The 24,215-nt window shown below is 71.3% G+C and carries 18 protein-coding genes; 11 read left to right on the forward strand and 7 right to left on the reverse strand.

The window, feature by feature from the left end; translation table 11 throughout:
* The first annotated feature begins 9 nt into the window (after window positions 1–9).
* On the forward strand, window positions 10–1,086 hold the full coding sequence (ychF, locus tag AB0J46_RS31150; RefSeq protein ID WP_352352936.1) for a redox-regulated ATPase YchF: 1,077 nt from the start codon (window positions 10–12) through the stop codon (window positions 1,084–1,086).
* A gap of 12 nt (window positions 1,087–1,098) precedes the next feature.
* Here ychF and AB0J46_RS31155 read toward each other — a convergent pair whose 3' ends face one another.
* Window positions 1,099–1,398, reverse strand: a complete 300-nt coding sequence (locus tag AB0J46_RS31155) for a hypothetical protein (protein ID WP_364337782.1) — start codon at window positions 1,396–1,398, stop codon at window positions 1,099–1,101.
* Window positions 1,399–1,595: 197 nt separating this feature from the next.
* On the opposite strand from AB0J46_RS31155, the gene AB0J46_RS31160 reads away from it, so the two are divergent.
* From AB0J46_RS31160 to AB0J46_RS31205, 10 genes are all read left to right on the forward strand, one after another.
* Window positions 1,596–1,895 carry a hypothetical protein gene (locus AB0J46_RS31160; protein ID WP_352352934.1) on the forward strand — a complete coding sequence of 100 codons (300 nt, stop codon included), beginning with the start codon at window positions 1,596–1,598 and terminating at the stop codon, window positions 1,893–1,895.
* A 431-nt stretch (window positions 1,896–2,326) separates the two neighbouring features.
* Window positions 2,327–3,271, forward strand: coding sequence for a conjugal transfer protein (locus AB0J46_RS31165; RefSeq protein ID WP_364337783.1), 945 nt, complete (start codon window positions 2,327–2,329; stop codon window positions 3,269–3,271).
* Window positions 3,272–3,352: 81 nt separating this feature from the next.
* Window positions 3,353–3,598 carry a hypothetical protein gene (locus tag AB0J46_RS31170; RefSeq protein ID WP_352325464.1) on the forward strand — a complete coding sequence of 82 codons (246 nt, stop codon included), beginning with the start codon at window positions 3,353–3,355 and terminating at the stop codon, window positions 3,596–3,598.
* Between the two features lie 55 nt (window positions 3,599–3,653).
* Window positions 3,654–6,842: a TcpE family conjugal transfer membrane protein gene (locus tag AB0J46_RS31175; RefSeq protein ID WP_364337784.1), complete on the forward strand. Its 3,189-nt coding sequence runs from the start codon at window positions 3,654–3,656 to the stop codon at window positions 6,840–6,842.
* A 47-nt stretch (window positions 6,843–6,889) separates the two neighbouring features.
* Complete coding sequence (locus AB0J46_RS31180; RefSeq protein ID WP_364337785.1) at window positions 6,890–9,367, forward strand: ATP-binding protein; 2,478 nt, start codon at window positions 6,890–6,892, stop codon at window positions 9,365–9,367.
* Complete coding sequence (locus tag AB0J46_RS31185) at window positions 9,364–11,676, forward strand: type IV secretion system protein (protein ID WP_364337786.1); 2,313 nt, start codon at window positions 9,364–9,366, stop codon at window positions 11,674–11,676. Before AB0J46_RS31180 ends, AB0J46_RS31185 begins: the two co-directional genes overlap by 4 nt.
* A 2-nt stretch (window positions 11,677–11,678) precedes the next feature.
* Complete coding sequence (locus tag AB0J46_RS31190; protein ID WP_364337787.1) at window positions 11,679–12,302, forward strand: hypothetical protein; 624 nt, start codon at window positions 11,679–11,681, stop codon at window positions 12,300–12,302.
* A 2-nt stretch (window positions 12,303–12,304) separates the two neighbouring features.
* Entirely contained in the window at window positions 12,305–13,402 is a 1,098-nt protein-coding gene (locus AB0J46_RS31195; protein WP_364337788.1) for an NlpC/P60 family protein, read from the forward strand.
* Window positions 13,403–13,415: 13 nt separating this feature from the next.
* A complete protein-coding gene (locus AB0J46_RS31200; RefSeq protein ID WP_352352927.1) occupies window positions 13,416–13,808 on the forward strand; it encodes a (deoxy)nucleoside triphosphate pyrophosphohydrolase in 393 nt (130 codons plus the stop codon).
* Between the two features lie 2,594 nt (window positions 13,809–16,402).
* Window positions 16,403–17,800: a hypothetical protein gene (locus AB0J46_RS31205; protein ID WP_364337789.1), complete on the forward strand. Its 1,398-nt coding sequence runs from the start codon at window positions 16,403–16,405 to the stop codon at window positions 17,798–17,800.
* A 54-nt stretch (window positions 17,801–17,854) separates the two neighbouring features.
* Here AB0J46_RS31205 and AB0J46_RS31210 read toward each other — a convergent pair whose 3' ends face one another.
* The 6 genes from AB0J46_RS31210 to AB0J46_RS31235 form a co-directional block, all read right to left on the reverse strand.
* Window positions 17,855–18,607 (reverse strand): succinate dehydrogenase/fumarate reductase iron-sulfur subunit, encoded by a 753-nt coding sequence (locus AB0J46_RS31210; RefSeq protein WP_352324162.1) that lies wholly within the window; start codon window positions 18,605–18,607, stop codon window positions 17,855–17,857.
* The gene (locus AB0J46_RS31215; protein WP_364337790.1) at window positions 18,604–20,490 is read right to left on the reverse strand and encodes a fumarate reductase/succinate dehydrogenase flavoprotein subunit; all 1,887 of its coding nucleotides are present in this window, start codon (window positions 20,488–20,490) and stop codon (window positions 18,604–18,606) included. Before AB0J46_RS31215 ends, AB0J46_RS31210 begins: the two co-directional genes overlap by 4 nt.
* Window positions 20,491–20,503: 13 nt before the next feature.
* The gene (locus tag AB0J46_RS31220) at window positions 20,504–21,289 is read right to left on the reverse strand and encodes a hypothetical protein (RefSeq protein WP_352324159.1); all 786 of its coding nucleotides are present in this window, start codon (window positions 21,287–21,289) and stop codon (window positions 20,504–20,506) included.
* 195 nt (window positions 21,290–21,484) lie between these two features.
* Window positions 21,485–21,934, reverse strand: a complete 450-nt coding sequence (locus AB0J46_RS31225; RefSeq protein WP_364337791.1) for a response regulator — start codon at window positions 21,932–21,934, stop codon at window positions 21,485–21,487.
* A complete protein-coding gene (locus AB0J46_RS31230) occupies window positions 21,931–23,073 on the reverse strand; it encodes an ATP-binding protein (RefSeq protein WP_364337792.1) in 1,143 nt (380 codons plus the stop codon). Before AB0J46_RS31230 ends, AB0J46_RS31225 begins: the two co-directional genes overlap by 4 nt.
* Window positions 23,070–24,206, reverse strand: coding sequence for a fused response regulator/phosphatase (locus tag AB0J46_RS31235; protein ID WP_364337793.1), 1,137 nt, complete (start codon window positions 24,204–24,206; stop codon window positions 23,070–23,072). The genes AB0J46_RS31230 and AB0J46_RS31235 overlap by 4 nt, the downstream gene beginning before the upstream one ends.
* Window positions 24,207–24,215 lie beyond the last annotated feature (9 nt).

Genomic DNA, 24,215 nt, shown 5'->3' on the forward strand with positions numbered 1-24,215 from the left:
TCGCTGTCCGTGAGCCTTTCCATCGGCATCGTCGGCCTGCCCAACGTCGGTAAGTCCACGCTCTTCAACGCGTTGACCAAGACCGGCAACGCACTCGCCGCGAACTACCCGTTCGCCACCATCGAGCCCAACGTGGGGATCGTGGGCGTGCCCGACGACCGCCTGCCCAAGCTGGCCGAGATCTTCGGCTCGGCCCGCATCCTGCCCGCCAAGGTGGAGTTCGTCGACATCGCGGGCCTGGTCAAGGGCGCCTCGGAGGGGCAGGGCAGGGGCAACCAGTTCCTCGCCAACATCCGCGACACCGACGCGATCTGCCAGGTCATCCGCGTCTTCGGCGACCCCGACGTCACGCACGTCGACGGCGAGATCTCCCCCAAGCGGGACATCGAGACCATCAACACCGAGCTGATCATGGCCGACCTGCAGACGGTCGAGAAGGCCGTGCCGCGCCTGCAGAAGGAGGCGCGCAACAACAAGGACAAGAAGGCGGCGCTGGAGGCCGCCGAGGCCGCGCTGGCCGTCCTGGAGACCGGCAGGACCATCTTCGAGAGCGGCCTCGACCGGGAGGAGCTGCGCGAGCTCCACCTGCTCACCGCCAAGCCCTTCCTCTACGTCTTCAACCTCGACGCCGACGAGCTGACCGACACCGCGCTCAAGGAGCAGCTGTCGGCCATCGTCGCGCCCGCCGAGGCCGTCTTCCTCGACGCCAAGATCGAGTCCGAGCTGGTCGAGCTCGACGAGGAGGAGGCCCTGGAGCTGCTCCAGTCGGTCGGCCAGGAGGAGTCGGGCCTGCGTCAGCTCGCCCGGGTCGGCTTCGAGACGCTGGGCCTGCAGACCTACCTGACCGCCGGCCCGAAGGAGACCAGGGCCTGGACGATCCGCAAGGGCGCCACGGCGCCCGAGGCGGCCGGCGTGATCCACACCGACTTCCAGCGCGGCTTCATCAAGGCCGAGGTGGTCTCCTTCGACGACCTGGTCGAAGTGGGCTCCATCGCCAGCGCCCGGTCCGCGGGCAAGGCCCGCATCGAGGGCAAGGACTACGTCATGCGCGACGGCGACGTGGTGGAGTTCCGCTTCAACGTCTGATCCGCCGGCCCGCTATCCGAGCAGCCCGCCGAGCAGGGCCGCGGGGCCGCCGCTGAGCGGGCCGCCGCCCCCGCTGAGCGGGCCCCCGCCGCCGTTGCCGGCGGGCTTCTTGTCGAAGTGGATCATCTCGTTCGCGTACGTGCCGCCCTGGCACACGGCCTTGCCGCGGCCGACGGGGGAGACCTTGCCGCCCGCCTCGGTGCACTCGCTGTCGGTGACCCAGGAGGGCGCGGCGGTGGCCGGGGAGGGCGCGCAGAGGGCGAACGCGGCGAGCGCGGCGGCGGGCAGGAGGGCGGCGGCGAGGCGACGCATCACATCAGTCCAATCACGGTGGGCTAACTTTCGCTACGCTAGGTTACCGGCGGATCGCCGTCGAAAGCCCATCGTCCGGATGACGAACGCGCAGGCCCCTCCGGGATTATGTGATTCCGGGACAACTGACGCGTCAACCACTTTGGGTCTCTACGCGTCGAATCGTCACGGCGTTCACGCTGACTCGGGAGGCCCTCATGATCCGACGCATCATCCGGAAACGACGTCCGGCGCCCACCCTCGCGGGCATCAGCCTGGAGGAGGAGCTGGCCCTGATCAGGGTCGAGCTCATGTACGGGCTGCGCGTCAACCGTGAGGCGTACCTGCGCAGGAAGGTCGACGAGCGCAACGAGCTGGCCAGCCGCATGCGAGAGCGGGACGCCGCCTCGATGCTCGCCGACCTGCGGGGGTCGCTGGAGCGCGCCGTGTCGCCCACGGTCGTCGACCTGCACAGCCGTCGCCGGGCACGCACGAGCCAGGACCCCGAGCCCGCCTGAGCCGAGACTGTCGTACCCCCAGAAGTGGTGCATAACACCCTCTGTCCTCCTCTCATGCCAAATGCGCAGGTCGTGAGCATCTATGCCTGTTTTGGACAGGAATCCATGTCTGCCGCGCTAGGCGGAAATGGGCGTCTGGCCTGGTCAAATGGTGATTCCGCCAGTAAGTGACGGGAACCGGCACTGACGTCTGCCATACGGATCCGGTTTGCCGTCAGGGCGGTCATGCCTGCAGCATGGGCGTGGCTTTCCTGGAAGAATGGCGGGACCGGATAGGGTGACTACTTCACCGCGGATGATGGGGATCGGCAACGGACGACACCGCGCCAACCGGGGGGATCGGCGCGAGCGGAGGCGTGATGGCTCGTAGGTCTACCGTCCAGCACGATCCTCGGATCGCTGGCGAGCCCGAGCTTTCCGCGCGCCCGGACATGGCTGACTTCGACGCGCCGCCCTCGCGCAGGCCGCGTCGGGGCGGCTGGTCCGGTGGCGGCGGACGGTGGCTGGTCTGGGCCGGCCGCATCATTCTCTGGGCGCTTATTGTGGTTATCGTGGTGAATGGGATTCGTGCCCCATTTGAGCGGTTTACCCAGCAAGAGCCCACGACGACGAATGGCGCCGCCGTGGCGCACAAGGGATTCCCCGCTGACCAGGGCATGGCTTTCGCCGCCCAGTTCGCGGGGGTCTATCTGAATTTCAGCCCGGAAGACGCGGCCAGCCGGACCAGGAAGCTCGCCGCGTTCCTGGCCGAGGGCATGGACGCGCAGATGTGGTGGGACGGCTTCGGCAAGATGGCCGCCGTCGCGATCCAGCCGTACGACATCGAGGCGACCGACGCCCAGAACGCCGTGGTCAGCGTGGCCTTCCAGTCCGGGCCGCGCCGGCTCATGCTGTCGGTCCCGATCTACTACTCCGGCGACGACAACGGCAGGCGGTTCGTCATCGCGGGCCGTCCGGCGATCCTTCCCGCGCCGGCCCCGGCCGACCTGCCGCAGCTCGCGAAGCCGGAGACCGACGACGCGGCGGCGGCCGAGCTCAAGCCGCAACTGGAGGGCTTCTTCAAGGACTACGCCTCCGGCGACACCGCCGGGCTGCAGCGCTACGTGGCCGCCGGGAAGACCCTGCCGAGCTTCGGCAGCGCCTTCACCTTCGCGGAGCTGAAGGACATCGTGGTGCCTGTGGGGGGTGCCACCCGAGAGATCCAGGCGGTCGTGGTGTGGATCGTGCCCAACGGCGACGCTCCGGCCACGCCGAGCGCCACCGACCCGGCCGCCGTTGGCGGGCGGCTGGAGCAGGCCTACCGCCTCACCGTGGAGAAGCAGGGCGACAAGTGGTACGTCGCCGACATCCGCGGCGCTGGTCGGGCCGTTGGATAGACGCACGACCGCGCTGTTGTTCGGTACCCCCCGGGAGGACAAGAAGTGACGTTGAAGACCGTAGTGCTCACCTTGATCGAAATGTCGCCGTCGCCGTCGCCGACCGGCATTGACACCGGAGGGCTCGCCAACTTCCTGCGTGCCTTCTTCGCCCCGTTGTTCCTGGTAGTCGTCTCCGTGGTCGCGCTCTTCTTCCTCTTCACCCGCGAGATCACGCGTTTCGTCCAGTTCCTCATCCTGGCTGTGGCCATCGGAGTGATCTTCTACGTGCCCAACATCATCGAGGTGACGGCGAAGGCGATCGCGGGCGCTCTCGGCATCAAGTAAAGGGTTGAGACCGCTCCAGGGCGGTCATGTACGAGCGGGTGGAGAGGAGGACTGCGTGGACCTGCCCACGTATACGAACATCTGGCGCATCGAGAAGCGGCTCTACAAGCTCTACGACCTTCGCCTCCCGATGCCGCTCCCCATCGTCTGGATCGGCGTGTTCGTCGGGGTGTTCGTGCCGTGGTCGCTCCTGCTGATCCTGGTGGGCGTGCCGGTGGCCATGCCGTGGCACGTGTTGTTCCTGGTCCCGCCGGGGATCGTGACGTGGTTGTCCACGCGTCCCGTCATCGAGGGGAAGCGGCTCACCGAGCTTCTGGAGTCCCAGCTGCGCTACCTGGGCCAGCCCAAGGCCTGGTACCGGCTCGCGCCCACCTCCGAGCCCGAGGCGGTCACGTTCTCGGGGCGCATCTGGCGTACCACTCCGGTGCGGGTCAAGGCGAAGGCGGCGCGCAAGTCCCGCCAGCCGCAGCGCAAGCGTGAGGGTCAGCGGATCACGGGTCCGCGCCAGGTCCGTCCGGCCGTGGCCGCCGCGGCGGCGGCCGCCCAGCAGGCGCCGGTGGCGGAGGCGCGTACTGGATGGGGGTCGCGTACCAGGCGGGGCACGGCGCCCGCGCTGGCGCCGCAGGCCCGCCGTCCCGCCCCCGCCTTCGGCCGGGACGTGCCGCTGGTCCTGGTTCCGGGGGATGAGAACGGACCGGCGTTGCCGCCGGTCGAGCACGACGTCGCCGCCGGAGAGCTGGCCAGCCGCGAGCTCACCGGCGGCGCCCTCCCGGCCCGCCCCCGCCGCGCCGCCCCCGCCCGCCGCTCCGAACGCGACACGCCCGGCCACGAGACGGTGGGTTCCGAGGCCGCCGCTCCCGAGGCCGCCGTTCCCGAGGAGCGGGACGCCTCTGAGACGGCGCAGCCGAGCGCTCGTAGGGGCTCCACAAGCAGGGCGTCGGGCGAGCGTACGGACTCCGACCGGGCGTCGGGTGAGCGTACCGACGCGGCTGCGGGCGAGGTGCAGGGCGGTCCTGGGGCCGTCGTGCCGATCCGGTCGGCGGAGGGGCTCAGGCCCGTGGCCGGCAAGCCGATCGACACCGAGGCCCTGCGGCGGCTGCGGCGGCTCGCCGCCACCGCCGACGCGCCCGGTGAGGCGGCGGGTCGCGCGGACGGCGAGCGCGGCGTGGCAGAGCGCCGCGACGACGTCGCCGGACGTCGTGAGAGCACGGACGATCGTCGCCAGGGCGTCACCGGCCGTCCCGAAGGCGTGGGCCGCGAGGACGAGAACACCGTCGCCCGCGACCAGCACAGGAAGGGGCAGCCGCCGCGGGTCGCGCCCGGGGCGGTGATCCTGGGCGCGCAGCGTTCCTGGCCCCCGGTCGACCCCGACGCCAAGCCCCTCTCCGGCCCACCCCTGCGCCTCGAAGACCAGATCCCCACCCCCCACCCTCCCGCCGACAACTCACCGGCAGGCGAAGCCGGGCAGGTGGGCGAGGGCACGCACACGGGCGAAAGCGTGCCCCTGGAAGAAAGCGCGCACGCGGGAGAAACCGCGCATCCGGGCGAGCGGACGCGGACCGGCGCAGGTGCCCCGACAGCCGAGGGGACGCGGACCGGCGCAGGTGCCCCGACAGCCGAGGACGAGTCGGCAGGCGAAGGCGCTTTCGTCACGGAGACCGCTCCCGCCGCCGGCCCAGACGCTCCGAGCCCCGACGCGCCCGACGCCGAACGGTCCTCCGAGACCGCACACGAGGCTGCCGCCGAAGCCGCCACCCGCAGCGAAGCTCCTACCGGTAGCGAAGCTTCCGTTGGTGGCGAGGATGTTGCCGAGCGGACCGTCTCCGGCGAAGTGCACGTGTCCTCCGGGCCGGCTGTCACCGGCGAGGAGAATGTCCCCGCTGGGCAGGGCACTCCCGACGGGAGGGCCGGTGCCGGGAGGCGGGCCCTTTCCGAGGGTGAGGATGCCGTCACCGAGCCGGGTGCTGCCGTAGAGGTGTCTGCCGACGCGGGCGCGGTCGTCGAACGGTCTGGGGGCGGACGTACGGAGGCGGCGGCCGGTCGGTCCGAGGGCGATGGGGGCGTAGCGGACGAGCAGGCCAAGCCTGCCGAGGCGTACGGCGAGCCCGGGCGGGACGTGGCCGCGCGGCGGCGGCCCGCCGGTGGCCGGCCAGGGGACGGGGCCGGCGGCAGGACAGGTGACAGAGCCGGCGGCAGGACAGGAGACAGGGCGGGCGGGTTCGTGGCGCCTGTGCCGGTTCCCAGGCCCGGTGAAGGTGGCAGGCCCGCCGAGGGACGGGTGCGTAGAGTCGAGTCCGTGGTGGGCCGGGACTCCGGCGGATGGCGTCGGATCGCCCAGGTCGTGGTGGGCGGAGGCGGCGTACGCACCGACGGGTCCGAGATCGACGAGGCCCGGGCCAGGGCCGTGTTCGGCGGCAGCAGGCGGATCGTGGTGCTCGGCTGCACCGGCGGCGCGGGCCAGTCCACGACGGCGCTCATGCTCGGCCACACCTTCGCCACCTACCGCGACGACCGGATCGTCGCCGTCGACGCCAACACCGGCGGCACCACGCTGACCAGCAGGATCGAGCCCGAGACGCCGGAGACCCTCACGTCGCTGCTGTCCGGCCTCGACCAGGTCAGCGGCTACCTGACGATGCGGGGCTTCACCACCCGCACCGCCTCCGGCCTTGAGGTGATCTCGGCCGACACCGACGCGGGCGCCGAGCAGCGGCTCGCCGACCGCAGCTTCTTCTCCGACCACCGACTGGGCGAGTCGATGCGCCTGCTCGACCGCCACTACAAGCTGTCGGTCATCGACCCGGCCGCCGCGCTCGCGGCCCGCATCCTGCCGTACGCCGACCAGCTCGTGCTGGTGGTCCCGGCGAGCGAGGAGGCGGCCGAGGCGGTGGCGATGACGTACGAATGGCTCGACGGGCACGGCTGCGGCGAGCTGCGCAGGCGTGCTGTGATGGTCGTCAACGGCGTGAGCAGGCGTTCGATGGCCGACGTCGAGCAGGCGGAGGCGGTGGCCAGAGGCAGGTGCCGGGCCATCGTCAGGGTCCCGTGGGAGGACGGCCTGGCGCCCGGCGGCGCGGAGATCGTCGACCCCGGTCAGTTGCGCGCGGCCGGACGGCGGGCCTACCTCGCCCTCGCCGGCGTCGTGGTTGCAGGCTTCGCGGTACAGGCACACGGACAGGCCGTCCGACCGAGCGAAGAGGAGTTGGCGAGTGACCCCCCGGGCACGAGAATCGGTGAGCGTTAAGTGAACATGCGAGCAGGTCTGGCCCGTTCATGCGCCGAGGGGGCGGCATGAGCAGGGCGTCCCGAGCGCACCAGCGTCTCGCGGTCCGCTACTTCGACGACCGCATCCTGCTCACGGACACCTGCGCGTGGGCGTACTTCCGGCTTCCGACGGTCAGCTACGAGTTCGTCACGCCGGAGGAGCGCGAGGCGCTGGCCACCAACGTCACGATCGCGCTGGCCGCGATCAGGATGCCCGACGCCGAGGTCCACCTGCGGGTCGCGCACCGCACCTACCCGGCGGCCGAGTGGGCGATGGCGCTCAACGCCACCTCCGACGAGGGGCCGGGCTGGCGCGACTACCTGGAGGAGATGTACCGGCACGTCTGGGCGAAGGACTTCTGGTCGAAGGAGGTCTACCTCGGCGTCCGCCTCGGGCCGCGCGGCAAGCAGCTCGGCAGCGGCGTGCTCGCCCAGCTCCTCGGCTTCTACCAGAAGACCGAGAAGGCGCTCGGCATGGAGGACGGCCACGTCCCGGACAGCGAGATCGGCCGCTGGACGGAGTCGGCCGAACGGCTGGGCCGGGCCCTGGCCTCCAGCGCCCTGTACGCCAGGCATGCCACGTCCGTCGAGGTGGCCTGGTTGTTCCAGCACGCCGCCGCGGGAGCGGTCGGCGACCCGCCGCCCTCGGCCAGTCCGAAGCGGCGCTGGGGCAAGGGCGAGATCGAGTCGCTGGTCGAGGGCGAGATCCACAACGGCAGGTCGCTGCTGCGGATCGTGCAGCCGCAGGGCGACTCGTACGTGGCCCACCTGTCGTTCGCCCGCTTCCCCGACCTCATGCCGTTCCCCGACGGCGAGCCGTGGATGCACTTCGCCGACCAGCTGCCCTTCCCGGTGGAGATCTCGTCCAGGATGCGGCTGATCCCGCCGGTCAAGGCGTCCAAGGACGTCGCGCGCAAGCTGGCCCACGCCCGCGACATGGACCACCACATCCGCGAGGCGGGCGCCGAGGCGCCGATCGCGCTGGCCGAGCAGATCGACGCGGCCCGCATGCTCGAACACGGCATCACCAAGGAACGACTGCCCTTCGTGTACGGCTGGCACCGCCTGATCGTCTCGGCCCCCACGGAGGACATCTGCGTGCAGCGGGTCGAGGCGGTCGTCGAGCACTACCGCGACATGGGCATCGACGTGGTGAACTCGACCGGCGACCAGTTCTCGCTGTTCTGCGAGACGCTGCCGGGCGAGAAGGTGCGCGTCAACGCCTACGCCCAGCGCCAGCCGCTGCGGACGATCGCGGGCGGCATGGCCACGGCCACCGTCGACCTCGGCGACCGGCTCGACGACGGCAGCGAGGGCTGGCTCGGGCCGTACATCGGGGAGACGGTCGGCAGGGCGCGCAGCATCGTGCACTTCGACCCGCTGCTGGCCGCGAGCCGCAACCGGCCGACCGCCATCGCGATCACCGGCGAGCCGGGCGGCGGCAAGACCACGCTAGCGCTGCTGATGATCTACCAGATGGCGCTGCGCGGGGTCACGGTCGCGGTGATCGACCCGAAGGGCGACGCCGAGTCGCTGGTCCAGCTCCTGGAGAAGCGCGGGCGCAAGGCCAGGGTGATCCCGCTGGGCTCGGCCGCTCCGGGGCTGCTCGACCCGTTCTCGTTCGGCGACGACATCGCGGCGAAGAAGACCATGGCGACCGAGACGCTGCGGCTGCTGCTGCCCCGCATGTCGGAGGAGCGCGAGTCGGCCATGATCCAGGCCGTGGCCGCGGTCTCCAACGGCCCCGACCCGTCGCTGGGCAAGGTGGTCGACTACCTGGAGCAGGCCGACGACCCGGCCTCCAAGAACCTGGGCGCGGTGCTGCGTTCCATGTCGGAGATGCACCTGGCCAGGCTCTGCTTCGACCCCTCGGGCGGCGACCAGATCGACAGCGAGGGCTGGACCACCGTGTTCACCCTGGGCGGCCTGACGCTGCCCGACGTCGCCACGACCAGGGACGACTACTCCTACGAGCAGCGGCTGTCGGTGGCCCTGCTCTACCTGGTCTCGCAGTTCGCCCGCAGGCTGATGAACGGCCTCGACCGGCGGGCCCCCAAGGCGATCTTCCTGGACGAGGCGTGGGCGATCACCTCCACGCCGGAGGGCGCCAAGCTGGTCCCCGAGGTCAGCCGCATGGGCCGGTCCAGGAACACCGCGCTCGTCCTGGTCTCCCAGAACGCCGGAGACCTGCTGAACGAGCAGGTGACCAACTGTCTGTCCTCGGTGTTCGCGTTCCGTTCCACCGAAAGGGTGGAGGTGGACCACGTCATGTCGCTGCTCGGGGTGGAGCCGTCGGAGGAGCACAAGGCCGTGCTGCGCTCGCTCGGCAACGGCGAATGCGTATTCCGTGATCTGGATGGCAGAGCCGGGCGCATCGGAGTAGACCTGATCTCCGAAGAACTGCTCCGCTGGCTCGACACGAACCCGACACACGACAAACCAGGCGGTGGCGGGCATGATGATCTTCGAGGGGGCGTGGGCAGGGCGCAGGAGGTACGGTCATGAAGATCCGACTATCCCGACGACTGGCGCTGGTGCTCGCGCTCGTGAGTGCCGTCCTCGTGGTTCCGCTGGTGGTGGGCGGTCTATCCACGCCCGTCGCCGCGGCGCCCTGTGACCTGTCAGGGCCGCTCAACCCCGAGATGATCGGCGGCGGCACCGACGGCATGATCCAGCCGCCGCCTCCCGCGGGCGGCGTCCAGGCCCCGACGACGAACTACGGCCAGTTCGGCATGGCCGGCCAGTTCTGGCAGACCCACGGGCTCGGCTGCTCCGACTACGTCGCCGTGCTCGGCAACATGTGGGCCAACGGGGTCTTCACCGCGGCCAAGGCCATCGACCGGCTGACGATCACGACGTACCAGGCGGCCGCGACCGAAGGACCGCTCCAGTCGATCAAGGACGTCGTCGACGACATCGTCCAGAACCTGTCCGAGGCCATGTACTGGCCGTTCCTGCGGCCGATCGTGATCCTCGGCGCGATCTGGCTCGCCTGGTACGGCCTGATCCGCAAGCGGGCCACCACCACCGCCGAAGGCGTGATCTGGATGGTCCTCGCGGTCACCGTGGCCGTGTGGTTCTTCAGCAGGCCCGGCGACTTCACCGGGCTCGGCAAGGTCGTGACCGACAAGACGGGCGAGGTGGTCAACTCCGCCTTCTCCGGCCTGCCGGGCGCCGGCGGCGCGTCCTGCCTGCCGCCACCCGGCCAGACGAACCCGCAGGTCAAACCGGGCGGTTACGGCCAGGTCGGCACGGCCGGCGTCGACCAGAACGCCGACGCCCTGTGGTCCACGCTGGTCTGCAAGCCGTGGCTGGTGGGCATGTTCGGCACCGCCGACCCGCAGCAGCCGATCGTGCGCGACTTCGGGCGCAAGATGCTGGAGACCCAGTCGATCGCCCCCGCCGTGGCCGGCCAGCCAGCCCCCGACATCGCCGCCCACCAGGCCGAGTACGTCAAGGTCGCCGAGCTGCTCAAGAACGACTCCCGCTACACCGTCTTCTCCGGCCGCGACTGGTCGAGCAGGCTCGGCGTGGCCGTCGGCGCGCTCATCGCGGCGGTGGTGGCCGGGTTGCTGATCTTCCTGGTGGCGGTCTCGCTGCTGGTGCTCAAGGTGGGCTTCCTGCTGCTGCTGATACTCGGGCCGGTGTTCCTGCTGGTCGGCGTGCATCCGGGCAGCGGGCGCATCATCGCCATGCGGTGGGTGGAGATGCTCGTCGGCACGCTGCTCAGGCAGGCGGTGCTGACGCTCGTGCTCAGCGTCCTGGTCTACGGGTACGCGCTGATCATCTCCACGGCCATGCCCTGGGGGCTCCAGGTGCTGTTCATGGCCCTGCTGACGATCGCGGTGTTCTTCTACCGACGTCCGTTCCAGCACCTGTTCGCGTCCTTGAGCGGCCACACGGTCACCACCCGCATGCTCGGCGACGCCGCGAGCTCGCCCGTCCTGGAACGGGCCGCGAACGTGTTGCCGCCGGTCGCCGGGGCCAAGCTCGGCCGGTGGGGCCTGCGCAAGGCCGAGCCGCTCATCAGGGCGGCGGCGGCCGGCAGCGGCGCGGGCGCGGCGGCCGGCGCCGCGGTCGCCCAGGCGCGGATGCGCGGCGAGGAGGGCGAGGGCGTCTCGGCCGGCACCCGGATGCCGGTGGCGGCCGCGCCGCTCGACACCGACCAGCACGGCGGCAAGGCGGGGGCCCGGCCTCCGCTCGAACCCCGCAGGGGCACGGCGCCCCCGCTCAACCTCGGTGGCCAGGCCAGCCGGACGCGCCCCGCGACGGCCGGCGGCGCCCGCGGCGGCTCCGGTGGCGCGGCGGCGGGCGGCACCGCGTCCGGGGGCATGGTCGCCGGAGCCACGACCTCCGGTGGCGGTTCCGGTGGCGGTTCCGGCAGTGGCGGCGGTGGCTGGTTCGGCGGGCGGTCGGGCGGCGGATGGGCCTCACGCGGTGGTGGTTCTGGCGGCTCGCGCAGCGGGTCGTCCGGCGGCTCGCGGGGCTCCCGGTTCGGCGGGTCCGGCGGGTCGGGCGGCTCGCCGTCCTCGGGGTCGCGTGGCTCCGGTGGCGGGCTGTTCGGCGGCGGCGGGTCCAGGAGCGGCGGGTCCGGGAACGGCGGCGGGTCCAGGAACGGTGGCGGGTCCAGGTCCGGGGGGGCCGCGTCCCGGCCGTCCGGCGCGTCGTCGGGGTCGAGGATCTTCGGCTCGGACGAGTCGTCGTCCCGCTCGTCCGAGGCGCCGCCGTTGTGGCTGCGCGGCAGCGGCAACGGCGGCTCGGGTGACGATCCGTCGGTGCCCTTCTGGCTCAAGCCCAACCGCGGCAAGGACTGACCATGGCTCAGTCCGGTGACAAGCGCGGGCTGGCCTTCGCCGCCATCGTCGTGGTCATCGCCGCGGTCGGCGTCTACCTCACGATGTGGCCGAGCTCGGACGATCCGCCCGAGCAGGCGCCTGCTACGGGCACGACGTCCGCGTCCGCGCCCACGGCGGTGAGCAAACCGCTGGCCACGGCCAGCGCCGCGCCGTTCGACGTCTACTCCTACCTGCCGATGAAGAAGGAGCAGCTGGCCGCGGCGGCGGACCTCGCCGAGCGCTTCACCGCCGTCTACGGCACCTTCAGGTACGACGAGGACCCGGCGGCGTACGCCACGAGGGTCAAGACGTTCACCACCGCCGAGCTGGGCAACATCCTCGCCCGGACGCTCACCTCGGCGGGCACCGTCCAGCAGAACCGCGACGACCAGATCGTCTCCCAGGCCACGGCCAGGCTGAAGGAGATCAGGCAGATCGAGAAGACCTCCATCGTGTTCGTCGTGACCGAGACCAGGCAGGTCACCGCGAAGAGCGGCAACCGGCAGGACGTCGAGGACCTGGCGGTCACGGTGAGCCAGCTCGGCGCCGACTGGCGGATCTTCGACGTGCTGCCCGCCACCGAGGGCCAGGACGGGGACAGCTAGCGGTGAAGTCCTCCCGAACCCGCCTGGCGCTGCTGCTCGGTCTCGCCGGGATCCTGCTGCTGGCCGCGATCATCATCTCGCCGATGCTGCTGGTCACGATGCCGTCCTTCCTGAACGGCGGCGGCGAGGGCTCGGTCGACTGCGAGGGCGGCACCCAGGTGCAGGAGGTGTCCGACTCGGGCGCCGCCGACATCCCGGGCGACTACCTCGACCTGTACAAGAAGTGGGGCAAGAAGATCGGCGTCCAGTGGACCATCCTGGCCGCCGTGGGCAAGCGCGAGACCGACCACGGCCGTTCCGACCTGCCCGGCGTCAAGAGCGGCACCAACTACGCGGGCGCGGCCGGCCCGATGCAGTTCCTGATCTCGACCTGGGGCGGCAAGGCGCAGATCCCGATCTCCTCGACGTTCAACGGGTACGCCTCCGACGGCGACGGCGACGGCGTGGGCGACGTCTACAACCCGGCCGACGCCATCCTCGGGGCCGCCAAGATGCTCAAGCGCAACGGCGCTCCCGAGAACGTCCGGCGGGCCCTGTTCACCTACAACCGCGCCTGGTGGTACGTCGACCAGGTGGAGGAGATCGCCAGGAAGTACGCCAAGTCGGGTGAGGTGGAGGTGCCGCCGCAGGCCGCCGAGGAGTGCGACGACCCCCTGGTGGCGGCCGCGCCCAGCGACGTCGTGGCCAAGATCCTGCAGTTCGCGCTGGCGCAGCGCGGAAAGCCGTACCTGTGGGGTGGCACCGGGCCGGACGCGTTCGACTGCTCGGGCATCATCTACGCGGCCTACCGGGCCGCCGGGCTGAGCATCCCGCGCACCACGTTCACGCAGTGGCCGTTCGGGGTGAAGGTGTCAGCGGGCGAGGAGGAGCCCGGTGACCTGGTGTTCTTCAACGCCGGGCCGGGCACGTCGGCCGACAGTCCCGGTCATGTCGGGCTGGTCGTGTCGAAGGGCAAGATGCTGGAGGCCCGGTGCACGCTCTGCGGGCCGATCAAGGTCACGAGCTACCAGGCGCGCGACAACACGGTGGGCTTCACCCGTCCCCTGCAGAACCCCGATGTGCTCGACCAGCTCAAGAAGCTGCAGAATCCCGCACTATGAGGATGACGAACGCATGAGCACGATCGTGGTCGCGGCGGTGATCGTCGCCCCCGGCGGCAGGGTGCTGGCCGCGCAGCGCGCCGCGCCCGCCGCGCTGGCCGGGGGCTGGGAGTTCCCCGGCGGCAAGGTGGACCCGGGGGAGAGCGAGGTGGCCGCGCTGGTCCGGGAGTGCCGCGAGGAACTCGGCGTGGAGATCGCGGTGGGCGCGCGCGTGGGCGAGGACTGGGCGTTGTCGGAGGGGTACGTCCTGCGCGTCTGGCTGGCCACGCTCACCTCCGGCACGCCCGAGGCCCGTGAGCACCTGGCTCTTCGCTGGCTGGGGCCGGGGGAGTACTACGACGTGGAGTGGCTGGGCGCCGACCTGCCGATCATGAAGACCGTGGAGAGTCTGCTTCAGCAGGATTAGACCGTCTCTCTCTGTGACATAACGATTACTACACGTGATTTGTCGCAGTGGGGGAGTGGAGTGATGCGGCGTGGCTGGATCCTTTCTGGAGCGCTGATCCTGGTGGCGTTGCCCTCCGTGCCTGTGGCGGCGGCGGGGGTGACGCTCGTGCTCGAACGCGTGAGCGGCCCCGAGGGTGTGGGGCAGTGGATCAGGACGGGTGACGTCCAGCGTTTCAGGGTCCGGCTCAACGGCATGGGCAAGGGGGCCAGGGTCGCGGTGGCGACCAGTCCGGCGGCGGCGTTGTCGGGGTTGGCGTGCCCGTCGCCCTCCGCTGCTTCCCGGCTGTCGGCCGGTGGGGCCGAGGGGTCCGAGGCTTCCGAGGGTTCCGAGGCTCTTGGTGGGGTTCCGGCATCCGGAGGGGATCCCGTATCGGGGCCGTGGAGCGCCGGACGTGCGACGGATCCGGATGCCGGGGCGTTCCCGGAGGAACCGGAGGCGTGGCGGCCGGCGCCGGGTCGGCGCCTGACCCGCGCGGAGGCCGGTCGCGGCGCGCCGCGGGCCGAGGCCGGTCGGAGCGCGCCGCAGATGGGCGCAGACCGGGAGGCGGCACAGTTCGGCCCGGGCGCGCCGGGAGCGCCGGGAGCGCCGGGCGCGCAGGACGCCCCGCCGGTCGGGGCCGGTCAGTGGATGCCGCCGGGTGGCGCGGCTCAGGAACTGCCGCACGCCGAGGCCGGTCAGAGGGTTCCGCGCGCGGAGGCAGGACAGGGCGCGCCGTGGGCTGAAGCCGGTCAGGGCGCGCCGTGGGCTGCGGGCGGCCGGGGAGTGTTGCGGGCGGAGGACGGTCGAGGCGTTCCTCGGGCTGAGGACGGCCGGGGGATGTCCCGGGCTGAGAGTGGTCGGGGCGTTCAGCGGGTTGAGGGCGGTCGGGGGACGTCCCGGCTTGAGGGCGGTTGGGGCGTTCCGCGGGTTGAGGGCGGCCAGGGGGTGTCTCAGGCCGAGGGTGGTCAGGGGATGTCTCAGGCTGAGGGTGGTCGAGGGATGTTTCCGGCTGAGGGTGGGCCGGATGGGGGGCAGGTCGGTGGGGGGCGGCAGGCGGCCGGGGTGCTGGCCGCGCGGGCGCTGGCCGGCGTGGAGGGCTCGGCTTCCGATGGCGGTACGCTGCCCGGCGCGCGGGTCTGCGCCCTTGGGCCGATCTTCGGGGAGCGGGCGCTGGACGTGACCTTCCAGGCGCCCGAGGGGGCCAAGGAAGTCGTGCTCGCGGCGGTGGCCCGGATGCGGACGCCCTCCGGTGGGCTGACCACCATCAACAGGACCACGTCCATGCAGGTCGCCGATGAGATGCCGCGCGAGGCCGCCACGATCAGCGGGCAGGCGGTGCCCGTTCCGGCCACGGCCCCCCACAAGCGGAGGCGGCCGGGCCGGCAGGTGGCAGGCGGACAGGGGCAGCAGCCGGGCGCCGCCGGGCTCCTCGCGGGGACGGGCGGAGGCGTCGCCGGTCTGGCGCCGGGGGCGGGCGGAAAGACGCGAGGCGTCCTCCCCGGAGGGGCCGGTACGACGGCGGGAAGAGGCGTCCTCCCCGGAGGGGCCGGTACGACGGCGGGAAGGGGTGGCCTCCCTGGAGGAGCCGCAGGTTTGCCGATCACCGGTGGAGCCCGAGGGGCGCTTCCGCGCGTCGGCGGCGGGGGCGTGGCGCGGGCGCCGCGACAGGGAGGCACAGGCGGAACCCTGGGGGCGTTCCCACGTGCGGGAGGCGTGGGCCAGGGCCTCGCCCCCGGAACGACCGGCCGGGCGCCCACCGGCGCTCGGGGGACGGCACGAAACGGCGTCCCCGGCAGCCTGCCTGGCGGCGCGGCGGGCGGCTTGTCGAGCGGACTGACGGGGCACCCGCCAGGTGGCGCGGCGGGCGGCTTGTCGAGCGGACTGACGAGGCGTCTGCCTGGCGGTGCCTCGGGCGGCTTGCCGGGTGGACTGGCGGGGAGCCTGGGGGGTGTGCCGGGCGGTGTGAGCGGGAGTCTGCCTGGTGGCGTGGCGGGAAGCGTGCCCGGTGGTGCGGCGCACGGAGGGCTGTCCGGTGCGGCAGGGCTGGCGCAGGGCGGGGTGCCGGGGATGACCCATCAGAGCCTGCCCGGCGGTATGCCACCGGGCAGTGTGGCCGGAGGGGTGGCGCCGGGGACCGTTGCCGGGGGTGTGGCGCCGGGAGGCGTGGCCGGGGGCATGGTGCCCGGAGGTGTCGCGGGAGGCATGGCCCCGGGAGGCGTCGCCGGGGGTGTGGCGCCGGGGGGCGTCGGTGGTGGGGTGCAAGCGGGAGTGGTTCCCGGCGGCGGGGCGGTGAGTCTGGCGCCGGAGTCGGGGGCCGGGGCGCCGTGGCCGGTGCAGGTCGTGGAGGCGCGGAAACCGGTTCGTCCGGTCGCGTACACCAGCCCGCTGGACGGGCCGCGCGGCTTCTCGCTGGTCATCGGGGCGATCGGCGTCCTGCTGGGGGCCTTGTGGCTGGTTACGCGAGCAAAACGCCGCCATAAGCCGCGAAACGTATGGTAATTCCGTCTTTACTGTTGCTTTGACCCGACTAGTATTCCCTTGACCATGGTTCCGGGACTATGCGGAGGGCTCCGGTGGCACGCACGCGAGCGACGGCCGTGTCCGCGATCGTCCTAGCGCTCGGGCTCACGGGCGTCGGCGTGGCTCCCTTCGTCGGTCAGAGCGCGAGCGCTTCGGTCAGCCGCGCGGCGTTCGACCCGGCGGTGGAGCCGTGCGACGCGGGCCAGACCTGCGATCCGCAGACCACGGTCACGGTCACGACGACGTTGGGCACGCCCACGCCGGAGGAGGCTCCGGAGACGACGATCACCCACACCGTCACCGCGAGCCCGACGAAGACCACGAAGGCCCCGAAGCCGCCCAAGACCACCACGGCCCCCACGCCCCCGCCCGTCCAGGAGACGACGCAGCAGCCGCTGGCGCCCCTGCCCACCGCGCAGACCACGGCCGGGCCGCTGCCCACGGAGCAGACGACGGAACCGTCCGTCGAGATGCCGTCCGTCGCGCCGACGGACCCGCCCGCCACGACCGCCCCGCTGACCGCCGACACCGCCCCGACCACGGACTCGGTCCAGCTCGAGGTGCGCGCGGCCGCGCCGGAGTTCGACCAGAAGTCGCTGACGCAGAAGCTCAGCATCCCGGCGCTGGTGCTGGTCCTGCTCGCGCTGTTCGCGGTGCTCATCTTCGAGGGACGGCTGCGCCGCATGGCCCACGCGGCGGCCGTGCGCAAGGCGGGCCCCCCGATGGCCTCCCCGATGGGCCGCCCGGACGCGCCCCCGCCCGGCTACCCCGCCGGACCCGGTTACGCCACGGCGTCCTTCCCCGCCCCCGGCTACCCCGGAGGCACGGCGTACGCGCCGATCATCAGCTTCGTCCCGATCCAGACCTACCCCGCCGGGCAGCCCGGCTACGGCCCGGCCCACCACGACCCGGCCTACCACGACCCGTACGGGCCCCAGGGCGGCTACCCGCCCGAGCCGGCGCCGACCGTGCCCGCCAACATGCCCGCCACGATGCCGGCGACCCCGCCCGAGCCCGTCGTGCTGCACCCGGACGAGTTCGACTCCTACAACGAGCCGCCGCAGCCCGCCCAGGACTACCGTGACCCGTTCGAGCCGCTGATCCCGGCCGAGCAGCCGCCGGCCGAGATCCCGCCGGGCGGCGGGAAGCCGTACGAGGACGAGCGCGAGTTCCCGCTCGCCCCGGCGGCGGCGGCCGAGAGCGGCGACTCCGAACCCTGGCAGCAGGGCCCGTCCCTGTTCGAGCCGAAGCAGCCGGTGCAGCCCCGACCGCCGGTGCGACCGCAGGCCGAGCAGCCGGAGCCGCCGGAGGGCTACCGGCCGCCGCCGTACCTGCCGCCGGAGGGGGACGCCGCGACGGTCGTCCAGCCGTTGCCGCCGCAGCCCCCCGAGGGCGCCACCAAGGAGATGCAGGACCCCAAGAGCCGGAAGAAGCGCTGGGGCCGCAAGTAGCACAAAGCGGAAGCGGGGGCCGGATCCGTCCGGCCCCCGCTTCCGCTTTTCCGCCTACTTGGCGCGCTTGAAGATCTTGTTGCCCAGCCAGACCAGCGGGTCGTACTTGCGGTCGGCCACGCGCTCCTTCATCGGGATCAGCGCGTTGTCAGTGATCTTGATGTGCTCGGGGCAGACCTCGGTGCAGCACTTGGTGATGTTGCAGTAGCCGAGCCCGTGCTCCTCCTGGGCGGACTCCTGCCGGTCGGCCACGTCGTACGGGTGCATGTCCAGCTCGGCGATCCGCATGAGGAAACGCGGACCGGCGAAGGCCGGCTTGTTCTCCTCGTGGTCGCGGATCACGTGGCAGACGTTGTTGCACATGAAGCACTCGATGCACTTGCGGAACTCCTGCGAGCGCTCGACGTCGACCTGCTGCATGCGGTACTCGCCGGGCCGGACGCCCGCCGGCGGGGTGAACGAGGGGATCTCGCGGGCCTTCTGGTAGTTGAAGGACACGTCGGTGACCAGGTCTTTGATGACGGGGAAGGTCCGCATCGGGGTGACCGTGATGGTCTCGTCCTCGGAGAAGGTGGACATCCGGGTCATGCAGCCCAGACGCGGCTTGCCGTTGATCTCCATGCTGCACGAGCCGCACTTGCCGGCCTTGCAGTTCCAGCGCACCGCCAGGTCCGGGGCCTGCGTGGCCTGCAGCCTGTGGATGATGTCGAGGACGACCTCGCCCTCGTTCACCTCGACCGTGAAGTCCTCGAGCTTGCCCTCGCCGCCCTCACCACGCCAGACCTTGAACTTCGCCTTGTAACTCATTTGGCAATCCCGTCGAACTCGGCCATCTCTTCGTCGGTGAGGTACTTCTTCAGCTCGTCCCGGTCGAACAGGGTGATCAGGTCGTCGCGCATGGACGGCTGGACCTTCTCCACGACCTGGACGTCGGTGCCGTCCGCGGTGGAGCAGACGAGCAGCTTGCGGCGCCATTCCGGGTTCATCCCGGGGAAGTCGTCGCGGGTGTGGCCGCCGCGGCTCTCCTCGCGCAGGAGGGCGGCGCGGGCCACGCACTCGGAGACCAGGACCATGTTCCGCAGGTCGATGGCCAGGTGCCAGCCTGGGTTGTAGATCCGCGAGCCGGCCGCGCCGACCTGGCGCACCCGCTCCTTGAGCTTCTCCACGACCTCCATGGCCTCGGAGACCTCCTCGGCCTTGCGGATGATGCCGACCAGCTCGTTCATCGTCCGCTGGAGCTCGTGATGCACCTCGTACGGGTTCTCGCCGTCGCGCTGGAGGGGCGCCAGGGCCTCCTCGCGGGCCGCGTCCACGAGCTCCTGGACGACCTTGGGACGGGCCTTGAGCCCGTCGACGTAGGCCGCCGCGCCCGCGCCCGCGCGTCGCCCGAACACCAGCAGGTCGGACAGCGAGTTGCCGCCCAGCCGGTTGGACCCGTGCATGCCGCCGGACACCTCGCCCGCCGCGAACAGGCCGGGCACGGCCGCCGCGCCGGTGTCGGCGTCGACCTCGACGCCGCCCATGATGTAGTGGCAGGTCGGGCCCACCTGCATGGGCTCGGCGGTGATGTCGACGTCGGCCAGCTCCTTGAACTGGTGGTGCATCGACGGCAGCCGCTTCTTGATCTCCTCGGCCGGCAGGCGGGTGGAGACGTCGAGGAAGACGCCGCCCTGGGGCGATCCGCGGCCCGCCTTGACCTCGGAGTTGATCGCGCGGGCCACCTCGTCACGCGGCAGCAGCTCCGGCGGGCGCCGGTTGTTGGCCTGGTCGGTGTACCAGCGGTCGCCCTCCTCCTCGGTGGTGGCGTACTTGTCCTTGAACACCTCGGGGATGTAGTCGAACATGAAGCGCTTGCCCTCGGAGTTGCGCAGCACGCCGCCGTCGCCCCGGACGGACTCGGTGACGAGGATGCCGCGCACCGACGGCGGCCAGACCATCCCGGTGGGGTGGAACTGGATGAACTCCATGTTGATCAGGTTGGCGCCGGCGAGCAGGGCCAGGGCGTGGCCGTCGCCGGTGTACTCCCAGGAGTTGGAGGTGACGACGTACGACTTGCCGATGCCGCCGGTGGCCAGGACCACGGCGGGGGCGTCGAACAGCAGGAAGTTGCCGGTCTCGCGCCAGTAGCCGAACGCGCCGGAGATGCGGTCGCCGTCCTTCAGCAGGCGGGTGACCGTGCACTCGGCGAAGACCTTGATGTAGGCCTCGTGGTCGCCGTGCGTCTCGAAGTCCTCCTGCTGCAGCGCGACGACCCGCTGCTGGAGGGTGCGGATCAGCTCCAGGCCGGTACGGTCGCCCACGTGTGCGAGCCGCGGGTACTCGTGACCGCCGAAGTTCCGCTGGCTGATCTTGCCGTCCTTGGTGCGGTCGAACAGCGCGCCCCACGCCTCCAGCTCCCAGACGCGGTCGGGGGCCTCCTTGGCGTGCAGCTCGGCCATGCGCCAGTTGTTGAGGAACTTGCCGCCCCGCATGGTGTCACGGAAGTGCACCATCCAGTTGTCGTCGGAGTTGACGTTCCCCATCGCGGCGGCCGCGCCGCCCTCGGCCATGACGGTGTGGGCCTTGCCGAACAGCGACTTGCAGACGATCGCCGTGCGCTTGCCCTGCTGACGGGCCTCGATGGCGGCCCGCAGCCCGGCGCCGCCCGCACCGATGACGACGACGTCGTATTCGTGACGCTCGATTTCCACTGGAAGAAGTCCTTTATGCGAACGGGAAGGCGATGACGCCCTTGGCGACCATGCGGACGTAGAAGTCGGCGATCATGACCGAGAACATCGAGGCCCAGGCGAGCTGCTGGTGCTTGGCGTTGAGCTTGGAGACGAACGTCCAGGCCTTGTAGCGCAGCGGGTGACGGGAGAAGTGGTTGAGCCTGCCCGCGGTGATGTGCCTGCAGGAGTGGCACGACAACGTGTACGTGTTGATCAGCACGGCGTTGACGACCAGGATCCAGGTGCCGAGGCCCTGCGGCTTGTGCACCAGCGCCAGGACGGCGTCGTAGGCCAGCACGAGGCCGATCACGATGGCCGCGTAGAAGAAGTACCGGTGGATGTTCTGCAGGATCAGCGGGAACCGGGTCTCACCGGTGTACTTGCCGTGCGGCTCCTGGACGGCGCACGCGGCCGGCGACAGCCAGAACGACCGGTAGTACGACTTGCGGTAGTAGTAGCACGTGAGCCGGAACCCGCCCGGCAGGCCGAGGATGAGCAGCCCCGGCGGCAGGGTGAACCAGTCGCCGATCGGCGCCCACCCGAACAGCCGCGCGCCCTCGGGACACGCCGTGGTCAGACAGGGCGAGGCGAACGGGGCGATGTACGGATCGACGAAATAACTGCCGTCGATGATCGCCCACACGCCGTAGACGAGGAACGAGCTGAGCCCGAGGAAGGTCAGCAGCGGGACCAGCCACCACCTGTCGGTGCGCAGCGTGCGCACCCTCACCTGGGCACGTTGCCTTCTGAGCGGGGCTTCGGGCGTCGTCTGGGTCATCGCGGACCTCTCCACCTCCCGCGGACCCTGCACACAGGGGGGTCCGGGTCGTTTCACTGGGCGCGCGTACGGCGGGTGCGGTACCGCTCTGGGCGCGCATTGGTGGGGGATACGTTACGACGACCGCATACGATTTTGTGAGCGGGGTCACTCACTTTTTCGATGACCTACTGTGATTCCTGTCACGTATACGCGTCAGGGCCGCGGACCGGCGGCCGGCAGCTTCACGACGGTCACGAAAAAATCATCTATTTGCCGGACAACACGGATAAATTGCTCGAAATCCACCGGCTTCGCGACATAGGCGTTGGCGTGCAGCCGGTAGCTGTGCAGGATGTCCTCCTCCGCCTCCGAGGTCGTCAGGATCACCACGGGGATCGTCCGCAGGGCGGCGTCGGCCTTGACCTCGCTCAGCACCTCCAGGCCGTTCATCCGGGGCAGGTTGAGGTCGAGCAGGATCAGGTCGGGCCGCGGCGCGCCGGCGTAGGCGCCCTCCTGCCGCAGGTAGGCCATCGCCTGCTCGCCGTCGTTGACCACGTTGAGCCGGTTGCGCACCTTGTTGAGGTCGAACGCCTCCCTGGTGAGCAGGATGTCCCCCTGGTCGTCCTCCACGAGGAGCACGTCGATCGGGCGCCAGTCCGTCATGCGTCGCCTCCCGCCGCCGGCAGCGTCCAGCGGAACGTCGTGCCCTGATCGGCCGGTTCGGCGTCGAGCCAGAGCTGCCCGCCGTGGTACTCGACGATCTTCCGGCAGAGCGCCAGGCCGATGCCGGTGCCGGGGTACACGTCCCGGGGGTGGAGCCGCTGGAAGATCAGGAAGATGCGGTCGGCGTACTTGGGTTCGACGCCGATGCCGTTGTCGGAGCAGCTGAACTCCCACATGTCGCCCTTGCGCTCGGCCGTCAGGCGCACGCGCGGCGGGTCCTCGGAGCGGAACTTGATCGCGTTCTCGACGAGGTTCTGGAAGAGCTGCGTGAGCTGCGTCCGGTTGCCCTCGACCACGGGCAGGCCGTCGCGGGTGACGGTGGCGCCGGTGTCCTCGATCGTGGCCGACAGGTTCTCCAGGGCCCGGTCCAGGGCCTCACCGGAGTCGGTCGGCAGCCGTTCGCCGCTCACCCGGCCCACCCGGGAGAAGTCGAGCAGGTCGTTGATCAGGAGCTGCATGCGCTTGGCGCCGTCGACCGCGTAGTGGATGTACTGGCGGGCGCGGTCGTCGAGCTGCGGGCCGTACCGCTGCTCCAGCATCTGGGTGAAGCTGGCGACCTTGCGCAGCGGCTCCTGCAGGTCGTGGCTGGCGACGTAGGCGAACTGCTCCAGCTCGCCGTTGGACCTGCGCAGCTCGTCGGCCTGGTCGGCGGCCCCGCGCCAGGCCGAGAGGATGCGGCGGCGCATGGAGTCGACGTGGCTGGACAGCTCGCTCAGCTCGGCCGGCCGGTCGACGCCGAGCCGGTGGTCGAAGTCGCCGGCGGCGACCGTGCGGACCTGCTCGGTGAGCTGGTCGATGGGCTTGAGCACGGCGTACCTGATCACGAACGCCAGGCCCGCCCCACCCGCCAGCAGCACCCCGAACAGCACGATCAGCGCCACGTTGAGCCGGTCGAGCTGCGCGGCGATCTCGGGCCTCGGCCCCAGGGCCCGCGCGTGCGCGATCATCGACATGGTGACCACCACGCCGGTCGCGAACGCGAACCCCGCCAGCACGCCGATGGCCAGGAACCAGCGGGCCACCGGCAGCCGGCCGAGCCCGGTCGGCGCCTTCGGCGGCGGCAGCGGATGGATGCTCATGCCTTCCTCCTCGACACCAGGACCACCGCGAGATCGTCGCTGAGCCTGCCGGCGTGCCTGATCAGCCGGTCGAGGTCGATCACGCCGTGCTCGCGCACCAGCCCGACCAGGCCCTCGACGCCGAGCAGCTCCTTCTGGCCGCCGACGGCCGCCTCGATCAGGCCGTCGGTGTAGAGCATGATCGACCAGTCCTCGCCCAGGGGCACGTCGATGACCGTCCACTCGGCGTCGGGGAAGATGCCGAGCGGCGGCCCCGAGGGCGTGCCGGCCAGCACCGCGGGCACGCCGTCGCGGATCAGCACCGGCGGCGGGTGCCCGACCACGCGCATCCGGGCCTGGCGCAGGTCGGGCGTGAAGGTGGCCATGCAGAGCGTGGTGAAGATCTCGGGCGCCTTGCGCTCGGCGCGCAGGAGGGCGTCCATCGTGCGCAGCAGCGTGTCGTCGGTCTGACCGGCCAGCACCAGCGTGCGCCAGGCGATGCGCAGCGCCACGCCGAGCGCGGCCTCGTCGGGCCCGTGGCCGCAGACGTCGCCCACCACGACGTGCACCGCGCCGTCGGCGGTCTGGACCATGTCGAGGAAGTCGCCGCCCAGCAGGGTTCCCTGGTTGCCCGGCAGGTAGCGGATCTGGTGCGTGATCGCCTCGGTGCGCAGCAGGGGCACGGGCAGCAGGCCGCTCTCCAGGCGGGCGTTCTCCTTGGCGGTCAGCTCGGCCTCGAACAGCCTGAGCTGCGCCAGGTCGGCGCGCTTGCGCTCCATGGCGTACCTGATCGACCTGGCCAGCAGGCGGGCGTCGATGTCCTGCTTGACCAGGTAGTCCTGGGCGCCCGCTTGTACGGCGGCCACGCCGACGTGCACGTCCCTGAGGCCGGTGAGGACCAGGACGGCCGCGTGCGGCGCCAGCGCCAGCACCTCCTCCAGCGCCTCCAGCCTGCTGGCGTCGGGCAGGGTGAGGTCGACGAGGACGCACTGGATCGTCGGGTCGAGCTTGGCCTTGGCCTCCTGGAGGCTGCGCGCCCAGAAGATCGTCGGTGGCGCCTCGGCCTGGTTGAGCAGTTCTTCGACGAGGAAGGCGTCGCCGTCGTCGTCCTCGATGAGGAGCAGTGTCAGCGGCTCGTTGAGGTTTGCCGTCACACAATGCCT

Source organism: Nonomuraea sp. NPDC049758 (assembly GCF_040674635.1).
Classification (GTDB): Bacteria; Actinomycetota; Actinomycetes; order Streptosporangiales; family Streptosporangiaceae; genus Nonomuraea.